Origin of the sequence: Marinibacterium sp. SX1 (assembly GCF_050389775.1) — a bacterium.
GTDB lineage: Bacteria > Pseudomonadota > Alphaproteobacteria > Rhodobacterales > Rhodobacteraceae > Marinibacterium.
This window is the reverse complement of sequence record NZ_CP177144.1, coordinates 2,823,017-2,837,787: the sequence shown is the minus strand read 5'-3', so window position 1 is coordinate 2,837,787 and position 14,771 is coordinate 2,823,017. Positions and strand designations below refer to the sequence as shown.

The following is a 14,771-nucleotide window of genomic DNA, read 5'->3' as shown; positions in this document are numbered from 1 at the left end:
GGCTCAGGCCTCCTCGGCCAGGGTGGTGTCGTGAAACAGCGGATAGGCCCCGATGGCATCGAAACGCAGGCCGGCCAGGCCCTTGCGCGCGGCGATCAGGTTGGTGTTGCAATGCAGCGGAATGGCCAGCGCGGCCTGCATGACCTCGCGCTGGACCTCTTCGAAGAGCGGCACGTAATCGGCCGGGTCGAGGCAGGTCTCGGCGGCATCGATCAGCGCGTCGATCCGGGCATGATCTTCGGGCCCGCGCTTGCTCCAGCCATAGCTGCCCGGGCCGGAATGGCGGGAATGGTAAACAAAGCCCAGCAGCTGCGACGAGCTGGCGAACTTGCCCTGCGGGATCAGCCCGTGCTCGCCCTGCATGCCGGCCCGGATCCAGTCCGGCGGGCTGAGCAGCACGACATTGACCCGCACGCCCAGACGGCCAAGCTGTTCGGTCACGATGGCGCCGAACTCGGGGTAGGAATTGACCGGCAGGGCCAGGAAATCCAGCGTCAGCACCTCGCCATCCCGGCGCCGCAGCCCGTCGTCACCGGCCAGCCAGCCCGCCGCATCCAGCAGCGCCGCCGCGCGGGCCGGGTCATGCGGATAGAGCCCGCGCAGGTCCTCGGCACAGCCCAGGGTGAATTGCGACACCGGGCTGAAGGCGCGCTCGAACTCGCCGTGAAAGACCTGCGCCACCAGCGCGTCGACATCCAGCCCTTGCGACAGGGCCTGGCGCACGGCCAGGTCCCGTGTCGCCCCGCGCTTGATGTTCATCATCAGCGACACCGGCACCCCGCGCACCGGCTGGGTGATGACCTGGAACCGGCCATCGGCGCGCAGCCCGGCGCAATCGGCCGGCGCGGTGGCAAAGATCGCATCGACCGTGCCGGCCTTCAGCGCGGCCGTGCGCGCGGCCTCGTCGGACAGGAACAGGAAGTGGATCTCGTCGAGATGGGCCGGCCCGTCCGTTTCGACCAGGCCGGGCGCCCAGGCGTAGGCCGGGTTGCGCCGGATCACCAGCCGGTCGCCCTTGTCCCAGCGATCGAAGATGAACGGCCCGGTGCCCACGGGCAGCATGAACCCGGGCCCCGCTTCCTGCATCGCCCGGGGCGACATCGGGGCCAGCCATCCCTGGCTGAGCGCATCGAGAAACAGCGCATAGGGCCGGTCGAGCACGATCTCGATCCGGTGGGGGGCCAGGACGCGGGTTTCGCGGTAACTGCCCAGAAGACTGCCGGCCAGCTGCGAGGCATTGGCCGGATCGCGCGCCCGGTCCAGCGATGCCTTGACCGCCGCCCCGTCGAACGGCGTACCGTCGTGAAAGACCACGTCGTCGCGCAGGGTAAAGGCATAGCGGCATTGATCCTCGGACACCGTCCAGTCCAGCGCCAGCCCGGGCAGCACAGCCCCCTCGACGGTCTTGTTGACCAGCGTGTCCAGGCAGCCCTGGGTCATCTGCAGGGCCAGCTCGGCCGCGCCAAGATGCGGGTCGACATTGGAGGGCTCGTAATGGACGCCGATCTTGAGCTGCAAGGGTGGTCTCCCCAGGTAGTTCGCAAAGAAAACAGATGTGCGCATTAGAAACATCTGGTATTCCGGCGCAAGGGGCTTTTTGGCCGTTTTCCGGGCGCCGGAAAGGCGTTAGCCAGGATTATGACGTGAATGCAGGGGTTTGCGAGCATGACAACCAAGGATCAGATCGGCGAAACTGCCCAATCCGCAGGCAATGGCCCGGCCTTGGGCGCCCTGCCCCGGGCCGAACTTGACCGGCTTTTGGCCGGGGCCGCGCCCTTTGACGCGCAGATGTGCGCCCTGGCCCGGCGGATCTGGGCGCATCCCGAACTGGGCTACCAGGAACACCGCACGGCGGCCGACATGGCCGAGGTCCTGACCGCCCAGGGCTTTGACGTGACCCGGGGCGTGGCCGGCCTGCCCACGGCCTTCGTGGCCAGCTGGCGGCAGGGCGACGGGCCGGACGTGCCGGCGGTGGGGCTGCTGGCCGAAATGGATGCCCTGCCCGGCTTTTCGCAATCGGCCGCGCCCTATCCCGATCCGCTGCCCGGCCAGGATGTCGGCCATGCCTGCGGTCATCATCTCTTTGGCGCCGCCGCGATCGGGGCGGCGGTCGGGCTGGCGCGCTGGCTCGAGGCCACGGGCACCCCCGGCGAAGTGCGGGTCTATGGCACGCCGGCCGAGGAAGGCGGGGCGGGCAAGGTCTACATGGCGCGGGCCGGGCTGTTCGACGACCTGGCCATCGCGCTGCACTGGCATCCCGACGACGTCAACCGGGTCTGGCAGAGCCGGTCGCTGGCCAGCATCGGCGGGCGGATCCTGTTTCACGGCCGCACCGCCCATGCCGCCCAGGCGCCCGAGGCCGGGCGGTCGGCGCTGCACGGGGTCGAGGCCTTTCACCACATGGCCAGCCTGATGCGCGAGACCGTGCCCCAGGGCACCCATATCCATTACATCGTGGCCCGGGGCGGCGTGGCGCCCAATGTCATCCCCGACCTGGCCGAAAGCCGCATCGGCGTGCGCCATCCCGATCCGGCCGTCGCCCAGGAAGTCTTTGAACGGCTGGAACAGGCCGCCCGGGGCGCGGCCATGGGCACCGGAACGCGGGCCGAGATCCGCCGCCTGGGCGCGGTGCATTCGATCCTGCCCAACGACGTGGTCGGCCGGGTGATGCTGGCCAACATGGCCGCGCTGCCGCCGATCCGCTGGGATGATGCCGATCATGCCTTTGCCGCCCGCATCCAGGCCTCGATGGACCGCCCGCCGGCGCTGGACCAGGCGTTTGAACTGGGGCCTTATGTCTTTGGCAGCCAGGGTGCGTTTTCGTCGGATGTGGGCGACGTGTCCTGGCTGGTGCCCTGCGGCGCGCTTGGCACGGCGACCTGGGTGCCCGGCACCCGGCCCCATACCTGGCAGGCCGTGGCCGCGGGCGCCCATCCGATCGCCGACAAGGGCATGCAGCTGGCCGCCCGGGCGCTGATGGCCACCGGCGCGGCCTTTCTGCATGCGCCCGAGCTGATCGCCCAGGCCCGGGCCGAGCTGGAGGCCGCCCGGGGCCCGGACTACCGCTATCGCCCGATGGTGGCCGACGGCCCGCCGCCCTTTGACCTGACGACGCCGGCCTGATCCGCGCGGCCCATCCCCTGACGCCCCAATCCCCAGGACATGACCATGCACGCCTCTCCTGTTTCCACCGCCACCTGTGTCCGCCGTCTGTTCGTGCTGCTCTGCGGCTACGAGATCATCCCCCTGTCGGTCTCGCTGCGCGGGGCGGATGACCGGCTGGTCATCGCCGTGCCGATCACGGCCTACCTGCTGGACACCGACCGGGGCTGGGTACTGTTCGACACCGGGCTCGACGAGGCCAACCTGCGCGACCCGGCCCGTCGGGCCAGCCATTACACGGCCATCGGCTGGGACCCGGCCCCGGTGGTCAAACCGCATCACGAGCTGGGCGCCCAGCTGGCCGGGCTGGGCCTGGGCTTTGACGACATCTCGACGGTGATCCTGTCGCATCTGCATGCCGACCATACCGGCCATCTCAAGCGGCTGACCCATGCCCGGGTGCTGATCCAGAAGGCTGAACAGGCCTGTATCGCGCAGGACCCCCTGCCGATGGCCGTCTTTGCATCGGATATCCGCCTCGATGGCCTGCGCTGGGACATCCTCGACGGCGACGCCGAGATCATGCCCGGCATCACCGCCCTGTTCACCCCCGGCCACACGCCGGGGCACATGTCGTTGCGGGTCGATCTGCCGGTGACCGGGCCGGTGATCCTGACGGCCGATGTCGGTGACCTGGCCGAGAATTTCGACGCCGGCATCCTGCCGGGCGCCTCGGTCGACGATGACGCGGCGCTGGCCTCGATCCGGCGGATCAACGCGCTTGAGGCCGAGACCGGGGCGCTGAAGCTGATGACCCACGATCCCGACCAGGCCCGGCGCATCCGGCTGGCGCCGGAATGCTACGACTGAGCCTCAGACCGCCGTGTAGCCGCCATCGACGACCAGCCGGGTGCCGGTGACGTATCGCGCCGCTTCCGAGGCCAGGTAGCGCACGGTTCCGGCCACCTCGTCGGCAGAGCCGTGGCGGCGCATGGGAATGCCCGCCTCGATCCGGGCGCGGGTGTCGTCGGGGTCCTGCTGGTGATCCCAGAACCCGTTGTTGAACGGCGTGTCGATCCAGCCCGGCAACAGGGCATTGACCCGGATGCCCTCTGGGCCCAGCTCGTCGGCGAGCGCCCGGACCAGGCCCAGGATGCCCGATTTCGTCGCGTGGTAGGCCGGCATGCCGGCATGGCCGCGCAGGGCGCCGGTCGACGAGGTATAGATCACGCTGGCATTCTCCGACGCCCGCAGCGCCGGCAGGCAGGCCTGGGTCAGGAACATCGGCAGGCGCAGGTTGATGGCATCCGACCGGTCCCACATCTCGGGGGTCCAGTCTTCGAGCCGGGCGGCCAGCATCAGCCCGGCGTTGACAAAGAGGCAATCGACCCCGCCCATCGCCGCATCGGCCCGCTCGGCCACCGTGGCCGGAGCGTCGGGCCGGGCCAGGTCGACGTGACAGGTGGTCAGATTGCCCGGCAGGTCATCGGCCTGGCGGGCCAGGTGGTCGAGCCCGGCCTCGTTGACATCGGCGACCATGACCTGGCCGCCTTCGGCCAGGAACAGGCGCGCCACGGCCGCGCCGATGCCGGTCGCCCCGCCGGCGATCAATGTGCGTGTCATGGGTTTGTCCTTCAGTGCAGGGCCATGGGCAGCCGGGACAGCCCGCGCAGCCCGGGGTTCAGGCGGAACTCGGCCGGGCCGGTCAGCTCCAGCCGATCGACGCGTTCGGCCACGGCGCGCAGCAGCACCTCGCCTTCGAGCCGGGCGAACATCTGGCCGACGCAGCCGTGCGGCCCCACGCCATAGCCCATCTGGCCCTTGATCCGCCGGGTGATGTCAAATGTGTCGGGGTCGTCGAAATGCGCCCCGTCCCGCCCGGCCGAGCCGATGAAGACCATGACCTTTTCGTGCTTGCCGATCGCCTGGCCGGCCAGTTCCGTATCGCACAGGGTCGTCCGGAACAGGCTCTGGGACGAGCTGTCGAACCGCGTGGCCTCGTCGAAGGCATTGCGCGCCAGCCCCGGATCGGCCCGCAGGCGGGCGTATTGCTCGGGATGTTCGGCCAGCAGTTTCAGCGCCAGCCCGATGCTGTCGACCGTCGTGTCGACCCCGGCCGACAGGAAGGTGCGCACCAGCATCAGCGCTTCCTCGGGCGTGACCTGGCCATCGTCGGCGGCGGCATAGATCATCTCGCCGATCCCGTCGGGCGACAGGTTGGCGCGCTGGCAGCGGTCCATGATCCAGGCCGGCACATCGGCATTCTCGGCCATGAACGACCGGTACCAATCGCCCTCGGGCCCGAAGGCGCCAAAGACCATCGCCCCGTAGACCAGCAGCTTGTCGCGCCCGTCCTCGGCCAGCCCGACGCTGTCGGGAAAGACCTTGAGCGGAAAGCGCCGCGACAGGGCATCCACCCCGTCGACATCGCCCAGGGCCCGCGCCTCGTCGACCATGGTGCCGGCGACGGCCTCGAAGCCTTCGCGCAGCTCGCGCAGGATGCGCGGGCCCAGCACGCGGTTCATCACCGTGCGGGTGCGGGTGTGATCGGGCGGGTCGACCTCGAGGATGATCGACGGCGGGCGCCAGGGCTCTTCGTGGAAGTAGTTCTTGATGCCCCCGCCTCCGGCATTGGAATAGACCTCGTAATTCGACAGGACCTTCATGCAGGTGTCGTAATGGTGGACACACCAGATGCCGTGCTGTTCCAGCCAGACCACCGGCCCGAGGGCGCGGAGCTGGTCATAGGCGGCATAGGGATCGGCGCGGAAGTCCGGCGAAAAGGGATCGAGCGTGGAAGTGATGCGGCTGGACATGGGGTCTTTCGGCTTGGTGTCGGTCGGTCTTTGGCGTTACGGGGCCGGCGCGGCGCGCAGGCTGGCGCGCAGGGCGGCGGTGGCTTCGGGGTCGACGATGGCCCGGTCGGCATCGGCAAAGACGACGCCATAGGCCGCGCGGGCATGGGCTGCGGTGACCAGCCCGTCGGCCAGGTCGTCGGCCACCCTCTGCGGCGCGCGGTCGAGCGGGTCGCCATGGCCCCCGCCCCCGGCCATGCGGTGGCTGACCCGCGTGCCGGCGGCCAGGGTCTCGGGCTCGGTCGGCAACGACGGCAGGCGGCGGGTGGTGTCGCCGGTGGCGATCTCGGTCAGGGCCGGGCTGCCCGCACCACCGCCAAACAGCCCGTGGGGCGGGAACAGGGCCTTGTCCGAGCGGATGCCGAAATAGGTGTCATCGGTCAGCACGCGCCAGTCGCGCCGGATGGCCACGCCGCCGCGAAACGCCCCCGGCCCGCCGGTATCGGGTACAAAGCCATAGGCATCGATGCGCAGGGGGTAATCGGTTTCGATCATCTCGATGGGCACGTTGGACTGGTTCGACCCCATGTGCGGCACCCCCGATTGTCCGTCATGGGCGGCCGTTGCGCCCCAGACGCCCATCACGCATTCGGAAAAGACGAACATCCGCCCGTCGACCTGGCCGCCGAAGCTGGGCAGCGACGAGCCGCCGGTATTGTCGGCGGGGATGCGGTCGGGCAGCGCGGCGGCCAGCGCGCCGAAGATGCAATCGATCACCCGGTAGCCGGTGATGCCCCGGGCGCCGCAGGGCGCGGGATAGGTGCAATTGACCAGGCTGCCGGCCGGCGCGGTCACGGTGATCGGCCGGGTATAGCCATGGCAATTGGGCACATCGGCCGGCATGATCGAGCGCAGCGCGGCATAGACATTGGACTTGCAGAACGACAGCGGCGCGTTGATCCCGCCCCGGACCTGCGGGCTGGTGCCCGTCCAGTCGGCGGTGATCTCGGACCCGGAGACACGCAAGGTGACCTGCAGGGTGATCGGCGCGGGGTCTTCGCCCAGCCCGTCGATCTGGTCGGTAAAGCCATAGGTGCCATCGGGGATCGCCTCGATGGCCTTGCGCGACAGGGTCTCGGCCTGGTCCTGCAGGGCCGCGGCATAGGCCGCGATACGGTCGGCGCCGTACCGGTCGAGAAGCGCGCCAAAGCTCTTGCGCCCGGCCCGGGCGGCGGCCAGCTGGGCATAGAGATCGCCGATCACCAGATCGGGCACCCGCACGTTGGCCGCGATGATCTCGAAGAGCATGGCGTTTTCCGTGCCCCGGTCGACCAGCTTGAGGAACGGCAGGCGCAGGCCTTCCTGGTGGATCTCGGTGGCACCGATGGAATTCGACCCGGCGACCAGCCCGCCGACATCGGCATGATGGGCAATGGTCGTGGCCCAGGCACAGATCCGGCCTTCGGCAAAGATCGGTTCGATGACATAGATGTCGGGCAGGTGCTGGCCCTGGATCAGGTAGGGGTCGTTGCCGATGAAGACATCGCCGGGATGGATGTTGCCCGCGAATGTCGTCACCAGGTGGCGCATGGCATCATAGAAGCTGCCCAGGTGCATCGGCGTGGTCAGGCCCTGGGCGATGGTCTCGCCCTCGGCGTTGCAGATCGCCGTCGAGTAATCCATCGCGTCGCGCACGATCGAGGAATGCGCCGTGCGCATCAGGATCAGCGCCATTTCATCGGCCGCCGCCTCAAAGCCGTTCTTCAGCACTTCCAGCAGGATCGGGTCGATCGTGGTAGCGGTCATATCCGGTCCCCGTAGTCGATGACGATGTTGTCGAACCCGTCGCGATGCACCGTCGCATCGGGTGGCACGACCGTCGTGCCTTCGTATTCCTCGATGATCGCCGGCCCCTGGCGCGGCGTGGCGTCCAGATCGTGCCGGCGCAGGATCGGCGTGTCGCACAGGCCGAAGGTCTCGCCGAAATGAACGGTCCGCGACTGGCCAGGTGGCGGCGGGGCGACCGGCTGTAGGGCCAGCCCGCCGGGCGTCGGCGGGGCGACCGAGCCCAGCACGCGCAGGTTGACCACCTGCAGCCCCTTGCCCGGCATCGCGTGGCCATAGGCCTTTTCATGTTCCGCATCGAAGGCCCGGCGCACATCCTCCAGCGCATCGGCCAGCGGCACGTCGCGCGGCAGGTCGATGGGCAGCTCAAAGGCCTGGCCGGTATAGCGCAGGTCGGCGCTCCAGCGGATGACCGCCTCCGGGTCGTCCAGCTCGGTGGCCACCTCGGCCTGCATCGCCTCCAGCACCGCGCCCGCGCGCCCGGCCATGGCGGCATCGAACGGCGCCAGGAAGGCCCGCGAGCGGCTGGCCTCGAAATCGGCGAACAGCAGGCCCACGGCCGAATAGACCCCGGCCGCCGGCGGCACGACCACGCGGGTCATGTCCAGCTCGCGGGCGATCATCGCCCCGTGCACGCCGCCGTTGCCGCCAAAGCAGAACAGGGTGAAATCGCGCGGATCGCGGCCGCGATAGGTCGACACCGCCTTGACCGCCCGCATCATCGACACGTTGGCCAGCCGGTGCACGCCAAAGGCGGCCTGGTGCATGTCGCAGCCCAGCACCGGCGCGACCTCTTGCGCAAAGGCCTGCCGGGCGGCGCCGGCATCGATGGGCACGGTGCCCCCGGCCAGCGCTTCGGGGTTGAGGTATCCCAGCACCACGTTGGCATCGGTCACCGTCGGCGCCGTGCCGCCCCGGCCGTAACACAGCGGACCGGGATGGGCTCCGGCGCTTTCGGGACCCACGCGCAGCGCACCGGCCGCATCGACGCGCACCATGGATCCGCCGCCCGCGCCAACCTCGGACACGTCGACCACCGGCAGTTTCAGCGCATAGCCCCCGCCCTTGACCAGCCGCGAGGACAACGAGATGCCCCCGCCGACCTCGTATTCGGACGTCGAGGCAATGCGCCCGTCCTCGATCATCGCGGCCTTGGCCGTGGTGCCGCCCATGTCGAAGGTGATGATGCGCTCGTATCCCGCCCGCGCACCCATCCGTGCCACGCCGACAACCCCCGCCGCCGGGCCGCTTTCGACCACGGTGGCCGGCCGGGCGATGATCGTCTCGATCTGCTGCACCCCGCCCGAGGATTGCATCATCAGCAGCCGCCCGCCCTGCCCGGCCGCCTTCAGCCGGTCGGAGAGCGAACGCAGGTAACGGGCGACCGGCGGGCCGATATAGGCATTGGCCACGGTCGTCGAACAGCGTTCGTATTCGCGGATCTCGGGCAGCACCTCGGACGAGACCGAGATGAACCTGTCGGGAAAGGCCGCGCGCAGCCGGGCCGCCAGGGCGCGTTCATGGGCGTCGTTGACATGGGCATGCAGGAAACAGACGGCCACCGCCTCGACATCCAGCGTGGCCAGGTGCGCGATCAGCGCCTCGGTCTCGTCGCTGTCCAGCGGGGTCAGCACCTGGCCCCGGGCATCCATCCGCTCGGTCAGTTCGAACCGCAGCCGGCGCGGCACCAGCGGCGCGGGTTTCTCGTAGAGCGGTTCGTAAAGGCGGGGCACGCGGATGCGGCGCAGCTCCAGCACGTCGCGAAAGCCGCGCGTGGTGATCAGCGCGGTGCGTGCGCCCTTGCCTTCGAGGATCGCATTGGTCGCCACGGTCGAGGCATGCAGGATCTCGGCAAAGGGCGTCTCGCCGGCCAGCTCGTCCATCGTGTCGACGATGGCCGCCGCGTAATCCTGCGGCGTCGACGGCACCTTGCGCGTGACCAGCCGGCCATCGGGATGCAGGCAGGCCACGTCGGTGAAGGTGCCGCCGATGTCGGCCGCGATGCGGATGCCGCTCATGCCAGGTCCTGCCGGTAACGCGCGATCTTGGCCTCGTCGATCTCGATGCCCAGCCCCGGCGCATCGAGCGGCAGGATCGCCCCGTCGCGCAGCGCCATCGGCGCGGCCAGGATGTCGTCGGTGTAATAATTGCCGGCCACCTTGCAGGGATGGGCCCCCGCCGGGGCGCTGACCGGGATGACACAGGGCAGCGTGACCGACGGGGCGGCCAGGGCGAAATGCACGTTGGCCGCGTTGCCGATGGCGCTTTCGATCGACCCGTTCACATCGGTGCGGATGTTCATCGTGTGGGCAATGGCATCGACCCGCCGGGCGCCGGTGATCCCCCCGGCCTTGGCCAGGTAGATCGAGATCCAGTCCGCCGCGCCCTGGCCCACCACGTCCATCGCATCGACCGCGTCCCAGCAGCTTTCGTCGGCCATGACCGGCAGCGCCCCGCGGCGGGTGATCTCGACCATCGCGGCCATGTTGGCCCCGGGCTGTTCGCAGCCATCGGCCCCGGCATCGCGCAGCCGGGCCAGGGTATCGATGGCAAAGCGGGCCGAGCGATAGCCCTGGTTCGCATCCACCCGCAGGAACGGCCCGTCCCCGGCCTCGCGCCGCAATTCGGCGACCAGCGCGATGTCGCGCTCGGCATCCACCCCGCCCTTGATCTGCAACGCGGTGCAGCCATCCGCCAGCGCGCCAAGCGCCTCGTCCATGGCATCGCCATGGTCCATCAGCCCGACCATGTGGGCAAAGGGCACGGCCTCGCGCACCTTGCCGCCCAGCAGGCGATAGACCGGCTGGCCCAGGGTCTTGCCCCAGGCGTCATGCATGGCGATGTCGATCGACACCTTGGCATAGGAATTGCCGATCGCCGCCCGGTCCATGGCCAGCCGCGCGGCGGTCACGTCACAGACATCCAGGCCCAGAACGACCGGCGCCAGCACGTCGCGCACCATGGAACAGACCGTGGCCTGGGTCTCGCCCCCGCGCCGGCCGGCGGCCCCGCCCCAATCGGGCAGCGGCGTGGCCTCGCCCCAGCCGGTCACCCCGTCGTCGGTCGTCAGCCGGACCAGCACGAAGCCGCCCAGGTTCTCCCGCAGGCCCGCCCATTTGAAATCGCGCCGGGCCGGAAGCCGGATGGGGAATGCCTCGATGGATGTGATCTTCATGGGTCGTCCTTGGATATCGGCGGCGCCCAGCCGGCGCCTGCGGGGGGTATGGCGGCCGCGCCGGCCCGGACCGGCGTGGTGTCACCGGCCAAGCGGGGCCGGATCACGGGTCACCCTATGAAAGGATAACATACCGTCAACGCTCGATTTTCCCGGAAAGCGGCGCAAAGTGGCCCGGGCATTGTTTTTATTGAAAACTTTTGTTCACATTCGCAACCAGCCATCTGCCCAATTTCCGGGCATCTCCGCGCCCCTGCCCCGTGGCGCGGCAGAGGCGACCGATTTGCCTCTGCCCGGCGGCTGGCCTAAGGACCGGCACAACGCCAGCCCCGGCCAGCTTCTCCCCTGTCCCCATCCGGGCCGCCCGGCCCGCAAGGAGCCCGGCCCAAGCCCGATGCGCCCAAGTCTGGTGTCCCTATGCCCGATGCCTCAATGTCTGGTGTTCCCATGTCTGATCTTCGCTCAACCGCCCCTGCCCGCCCGTCCCCGCCGCACGGACTGCGCCGCAGGCAGGTGTTGGGCGGGATGGCGGCACTGGCCCTGGCCGCCCCGGCCCGGGCCCAGCCCTCGCAGGCCGTCGACGGGCCGACGGTGATGGAAACCGGAACGGCCGATTACCAGGTGGCCAGCTTTCGCCAGCCCGGGCCGGCGGGCAGCCCCGACCATGTCATCCGGCTGGCCTGGCCCCGTGGGCCGGCCCCGGCCGGGGGCTATCCGGCGGTGCACCTGCTGGACGGTCGGGCGGCGGCGATGGTGCTGGATGCCCCGATGCTGGCCGGGCTGGCCGCCGCCGGAGGGCCGGCGATCGTGACCCATGAATATGACACCGACACCCGCTTTGCGACGCTGGAACGCACCCGCGACTATACCCCGCCCGATGCCGCCGGCCGGCCGCTGGACGATCCGCGCGGGCGGCCCGGCGGGCAGGTCGATGCCTATCTCGGCCTTCTGACCGGCCACATCCTGCCCCGGGCCGAGACGCTGGCCCCGCTGGCGCCCGGCCGCCGGCTGCTCTGGGGGCATTCCTATGGCGGGCTGTGCGTGCTGCAGGCGGCGCTGGTCCGGCGCAGCGGCTTTGCCCGGTTCACCGCCGCAAGCCCGGCTCTGTGGTGGGACAACGGTGCCTTCCTCGACCGGCTGATGACGCAGGCCGCGACCCCGATGGCCGATGCCCCGGTGCTGGACATCCATGCCGGCACGGCCGAGGGCGGCCCGTCGCGGCGGTCCGACAACCCGGCGGCCCAGGCCATGATCCGCATGCGCGAGGCCCTTCCGGCCGATGCCCTGGCCCGCCTGCGCACGGCGCTGCGCGCGGCCGGGGTGACCGGCCAGGACCGGGATTTCGACGGGGCGGGCCATGGCCAGAGCTTTGGCCAATCCCTGCGGATCACCCTGGCGATTGCGACCAGCGGGATGTGATCACAGCCGCCGCCCGTCAGGACAATGGCGGGGCGGCGGTCCCGCCATGCCGGAATCCGCAGCCGACCGCAACCCGCCATGCGACAGCAGAACCAGCGGAAACGGTCCTGGTGCCGCCGGGGCATCGCGATAAGCGGGCTGCCCGACGAACACGGCGTTTCCACCCACATCTTCCACCGATGGACCGGCTTCCGCAGGATACCAGACCGACAGGGACAGCTGGCGCGGATCCTCCGCATCCGACGTGACCAGCGCGCGCAGGCCGACCTGGGGCTCGGCAAGCCCGGGCATGGCAAGACAGCAGGCCACAATGAAAGTAGACACGGGTTTCGGCTTTCGGGAATTCCTGTTCAAAAAAATCAGCCGGCCAAGACTATGAGGCCGGGCGTTTGACAGCAGTGCGGGAGGCGAAGTTCATCAGGCGCTTGAACTTCGGACAATCCATATGGCTCTCCGCCGGGCAATCCGCCACGTGACGCAAAGCGTCGCGCAACCGCGTGAGCCCCCGGATCTGCTCATCGAGCGCATCGGCGCGCAAGACCAACTCGGCGCGGGGCAATTGAGGCGTGCCATCACCGGCGAATATCGCCTTGATGTCCTTGAGCGAGAACCCCGCCATCTTGCCCAGCGAGATCAGAGCGAGCCGGGTGGTCACATGCCCGTCGTACTGCCGCCGCAACCCGTGCCGGCTGACCGACTGGATCAGGCCGATTTGCTCGTAATAGCGCAGCGTCGAAGGCGCGACGCCGCTCTGTTTCGACAGGACCCCGATGTCGAGAAGTTTCACGCTTGACCTCAAGTTGACTTCAAGTGGCACGGTAGCTTTCGCCTAACGTCAACGCAAGAGACCCCACCATGACCGACATCGCTCCGGGCGGCCCATCGCTGCCAATCCTGACGGCGCTGGCCGCCGCTTCGCTGACCGCATCGCTCGGGATCAGCGTCGCCTCGGTGATGCTGCCCACGCTGACACGCAGTCTTGCTGCAACCGTTTCGGACGCCCAGTGGGTCGTGCTGGCCTATCTGATGGCGGTGACGGTCACGATCGTCTCGGCCGGGCGGCTTGGCGATCTGTTCGGCCAGCGCCGGATCCTGATCGCCGGCCTGATCGTCTTCATCGCCGGTTCGGTCGCGAGCGCAACCGCGCCGAGCCTCGGGCTGTTGATTGCCGGCCGTGCGCTTCAGGGCATTGGCGGGGCGATCCTGATTGCACTGCCCATGTCGATCGCGCGTGACATGGTGCCTTCGGGGCAGCTTGGCACGGCCATGGGCATGTTGGGAACGACCTCGGCCGTCGGAACCGCGCTCGGGCCTTCGCTGGGCGGGCTCGTTTTGGCCTGGAGCGACTGGCGGTTGGCCTTCTGGCTGCTGGCAGGATTTGCCGGGATGACCCTGGTTCTTGCCGTTTTCGCCATCCGGCCCGACGGAGCGAGGCCCCGGGCGTCGGTACGATCGCTGGACCCTCTGGGCACCGCTGTATTGATCGTGGCGCTTGTGGCATATTCTCTTGCCGCAAGCGGAGGTGCGACAGGCATTGCGCTGTCGCCGGCCGTGCTCATGGCAGTCGCAGTGATGGCAACGATGGTCTTCGTGCTCGTGGAGGCCCGCGTGAACGCGCCGCTTGTGCCGATGATGGTGCTCCTGGACAGGCTGACCGGTGCCGGGTTTGCCATGAACATCCTGGTCGGCACCGTGATGATGTCGACCCTTGTCGTCGGCCCGTTCTTCCTGACGTTCTCCCTTGGGCTGGACGAGGCGGCTGTCGGGCTGGTCCTGGCCGTCGGCCCGGTTGGCGCCGCGCTCTCCGGGGTGCCCGCGGGGTGGTTGACGGATCGGTTCGGCGCACGGCGCGTGTTGCTTGCCGGGCTGGTTCAGACCATCCTCGGCCTGCTCTGCCTTGCCGTCCTGCCGCGCTGGTTGGGTGTCGGCGGATACATCGCCGCGCTGATCGGCCTGACCCCGGCCTTTCAATTGTTCCTGGCGGCCAACAACACTGCAGTCATGTCCGGGGCCTCGAAAGAGCAGCGCGGGCGCCTCTCCGGCCTGCTCGGCCTCTCGCGCAACCTTGGCCTGATGACGGGCGCCTCCGCGATGCCCACCCTGTTTGTCGCCGTCATGGGTACGGGCGATGCGGCCGAGGCGCCCATCGCGACAGTGTCGCATGCCTTTACCATGACCTTTGTCGCCGCCGCCGCTCTGACCATGATCGCCTTGGGTCTGGCGATTTGGAGCGATCCCAGGCGACGGCCGGCTGCGCCGGGTCCGGCCTGACGACCAATCGCAAGTCGCGCGCCTTGAGGCATGGGCAGGGTGTTTCGCGATTGCCTATTGGGCCATGAGCATCGAAAACGTTCGCTCGCGAGTGCGGGCGAACACTGCCAGTGTCGAATTAGTCAACTTCGGTGTGCCAACAGGGAAGGGGTTCGGTCGCATTT

11 protein-coding genes are annotated in these 14,771 nt (G+C 69.2%); 4 read left to right on the top strand and 7 right to left on the bottom strand.

Annotated features, from left to right (window positions below; translation table 11 throughout):
- Positions 1-3: 3 nt before the first annotated feature.
- Positions 4-1,518, bottom strand: a complete 1,515-nt coding sequence (locus ACK3BB_RS12815; protein WP_428925032.1) for an ABC transporter substrate-binding protein — start codon at positions 1,516-1,518, stop codon at positions 4-6.
- Between the two features lie 147 nt (positions 1,519-1,665).
- Between ACK3BB_RS12815 and ACK3BB_RS12810 the strand changes: the two genes are divergently transcribed.
- Both ACK3BB_RS12810 and ACK3BB_RS12805 read left to right on the top strand, forming a co-directional pair.
- The gene (locus ACK3BB_RS12810; protein ID WP_428925031.1) at positions 1,666-3,123 is read left to right on the top strand and encodes an amidohydrolase; all 1,458 of its coding nucleotides are present in this window, start codon (positions 1,666-1,668) and stop codon (positions 3,121-3,123) included.
- Positions 3,124-3,168: 45 nt separating this feature from the next.
- Positions 3,169-3,972, top strand: a complete 804-nt coding sequence (locus ACK3BB_RS12805) for an N-acyl homoserine lactonase family protein (protein ID WP_428925030.1) — start codon at positions 3,169-3,171, stop codon at positions 3,970-3,972.
- 3 nt (positions 3,973-3,975) lie between these two features.
- On the opposite strand, the gene ACK3BB_RS12800 is transcribed toward ACK3BB_RS12805, so the two are convergent.
- From ACK3BB_RS12800 to ACK3BB_RS12780, 5 genes are read right to left on the bottom strand one after another with little or no spacing between them, the layout of a single operon-like run.
- Complete coding sequence (locus tag ACK3BB_RS12800; protein ID WP_428925029.1) at positions 3,976-4,725, bottom strand: SDR family NAD(P)-dependent oxidoreductase; 750 nt, start codon at positions 4,723-4,725, stop codon at positions 3,976-3,978.
- Between the two features lie 11 nt (positions 4,726-4,736).
- Positions 4,737-5,918, bottom strand: coding sequence for a cytochrome P450 (locus ACK3BB_RS12795; protein ID WP_428925028.1), 1,182 nt, complete (start codon positions 5,916-5,918; stop codon positions 4,737-4,739).
- A 36-nt stretch (positions 5,919-5,954) separates the two neighbouring features.
- Complete coding sequence (locus ACK3BB_RS12790; RefSeq protein ID WP_428925027.1) at positions 5,955-7,703, bottom strand: hydantoinase B/oxoprolinase family protein; 1,749 nt, start codon at positions 7,701-7,703, stop codon at positions 5,955-5,957.
- A complete protein-coding gene (locus ACK3BB_RS12785) occupies positions 7,700-9,760 on the bottom strand; it encodes a hydantoinase/oxoprolinase family protein (protein ID WP_428925026.1) in 2,061 nt (686 codons plus the stop codon). Before ACK3BB_RS12785 ends, ACK3BB_RS12790 begins: the two co-directional genes overlap by 4 nt.
- Positions 9,757-10,917: a mandelate racemase/muconate lactonizing enzyme family protein gene (locus ACK3BB_RS12780; protein ID WP_428925025.1), complete on the bottom strand. Its 1,161-nt coding sequence runs from the start codon at positions 10,915-10,917 to the stop codon at positions 9,757-9,759. Before ACK3BB_RS12780 ends, ACK3BB_RS12785 begins: the two co-directional genes overlap by 4 nt.
- Positions 10,918-11,442: 525 nt before the next feature.
- Between ACK3BB_RS12780 and ACK3BB_RS12775 the strand changes: the two genes are divergently transcribed.
- Complete coding sequence (locus tag ACK3BB_RS12775; RefSeq protein ID WP_428925024.1) at positions 11,443-12,336, top strand: alpha/beta hydrolase; 894 nt, start codon at positions 11,443-11,445, stop codon at positions 12,334-12,336.
- A 373-nt stretch (positions 12,337-12,709) separates the two neighbouring features.
- On the opposite strand, the gene ACK3BB_RS12770 is transcribed toward ACK3BB_RS12775, so the two are convergent.
- Entirely contained in the window at positions 12,710-13,123 is a 414-nt protein-coding gene (locus ACK3BB_RS12770; RefSeq protein ID WP_428925023.1) for a helix-turn-helix domain-containing protein, read from the bottom strand.
- Positions 13,124-13,191: 68 nt separating this feature from the next.
- Here ACK3BB_RS12770 and ACK3BB_RS12765 point away from each other — a divergent pair, with 68 nt between their 5' ends.
- Positions 13,192-14,607 carry an MFS transporter gene (locus ACK3BB_RS12765; RefSeq protein ID WP_428925022.1) on the top strand — a complete coding sequence of 472 codons (1,416 nt, stop codon included), beginning with the start codon at positions 13,192-13,194 and terminating at the stop codon, positions 14,605-14,607.
- Positions 14,608-14,771: the final 164 nt, after the last annotated feature.

What these genes read in the sequence shown, in the direction of transcription:
- ACK3BB_RS12810 (WP_428925031.1), top strand. Translation starts at nt 1,666, where the DNA reads ATGACAACCAAGGATCAGATCGGCGAAACTGCCCAATCCGCAGGCAAT.
- ACK3BB_RS12805 (WP_428925030.1), top strand. Translation starts at nt 3,169, where the DNA reads ATGCACGCCTCTCCTGTTTCCACCGCCACCTGTGTCCGCCGTCTGTTC.
- ACK3BB_RS12800 (WP_428925029.1), bottom strand. Translation starts at nt 4,725, where the DNA reads ATGACACGCACATTGATCGCCGGCGGGGCGACCGGCATCGGCGCGGCC.
- ACK3BB_RS12795 (WP_428925028.1), bottom strand. Translation starts at nt 5,918, where the DNA reads ATGTCCAGCCGCATCACTTCCACGCTCGATCCCTTTTCGCCGGACTTC.
- ACK3BB_RS12790 (WP_428925027.1), bottom strand. Translation starts at nt 7,703, where the DNA reads ATGACCGCTACCACGATCGACCCGATCCTGCTGGAAGTGCTGAAGAAC.
- ACK3BB_RS12785 (WP_428925026.1), bottom strand. Translation starts at nt 9,760, where the DNA reads ATGAGCGGCATCCGCATCGCGGCCGACATCGGCGGCACCTTCACCGAC.
- ACK3BB_RS12780 (WP_428925025.1), bottom strand. Translation starts at nt 10,917, where the DNA reads ATGAAGATCACATCCATCGAGGCATTCCCCATCCGGCTTCCGGCCCGG.
- ACK3BB_RS12775 (WP_428925024.1), top strand. Translation starts at nt 11,443, where the DNA reads ATGGCGGCACTGGCCCTGGCCGCCCCGGCCCGGGCCCAGCCCTCGCAG.
- ACK3BB_RS12765 (WP_428925022.1), top strand. Translation starts at nt 13,192, where the DNA reads ATGACCGACATCGCTCCGGGCGGCCCATCGCTGCCAATCCTGACGGCG.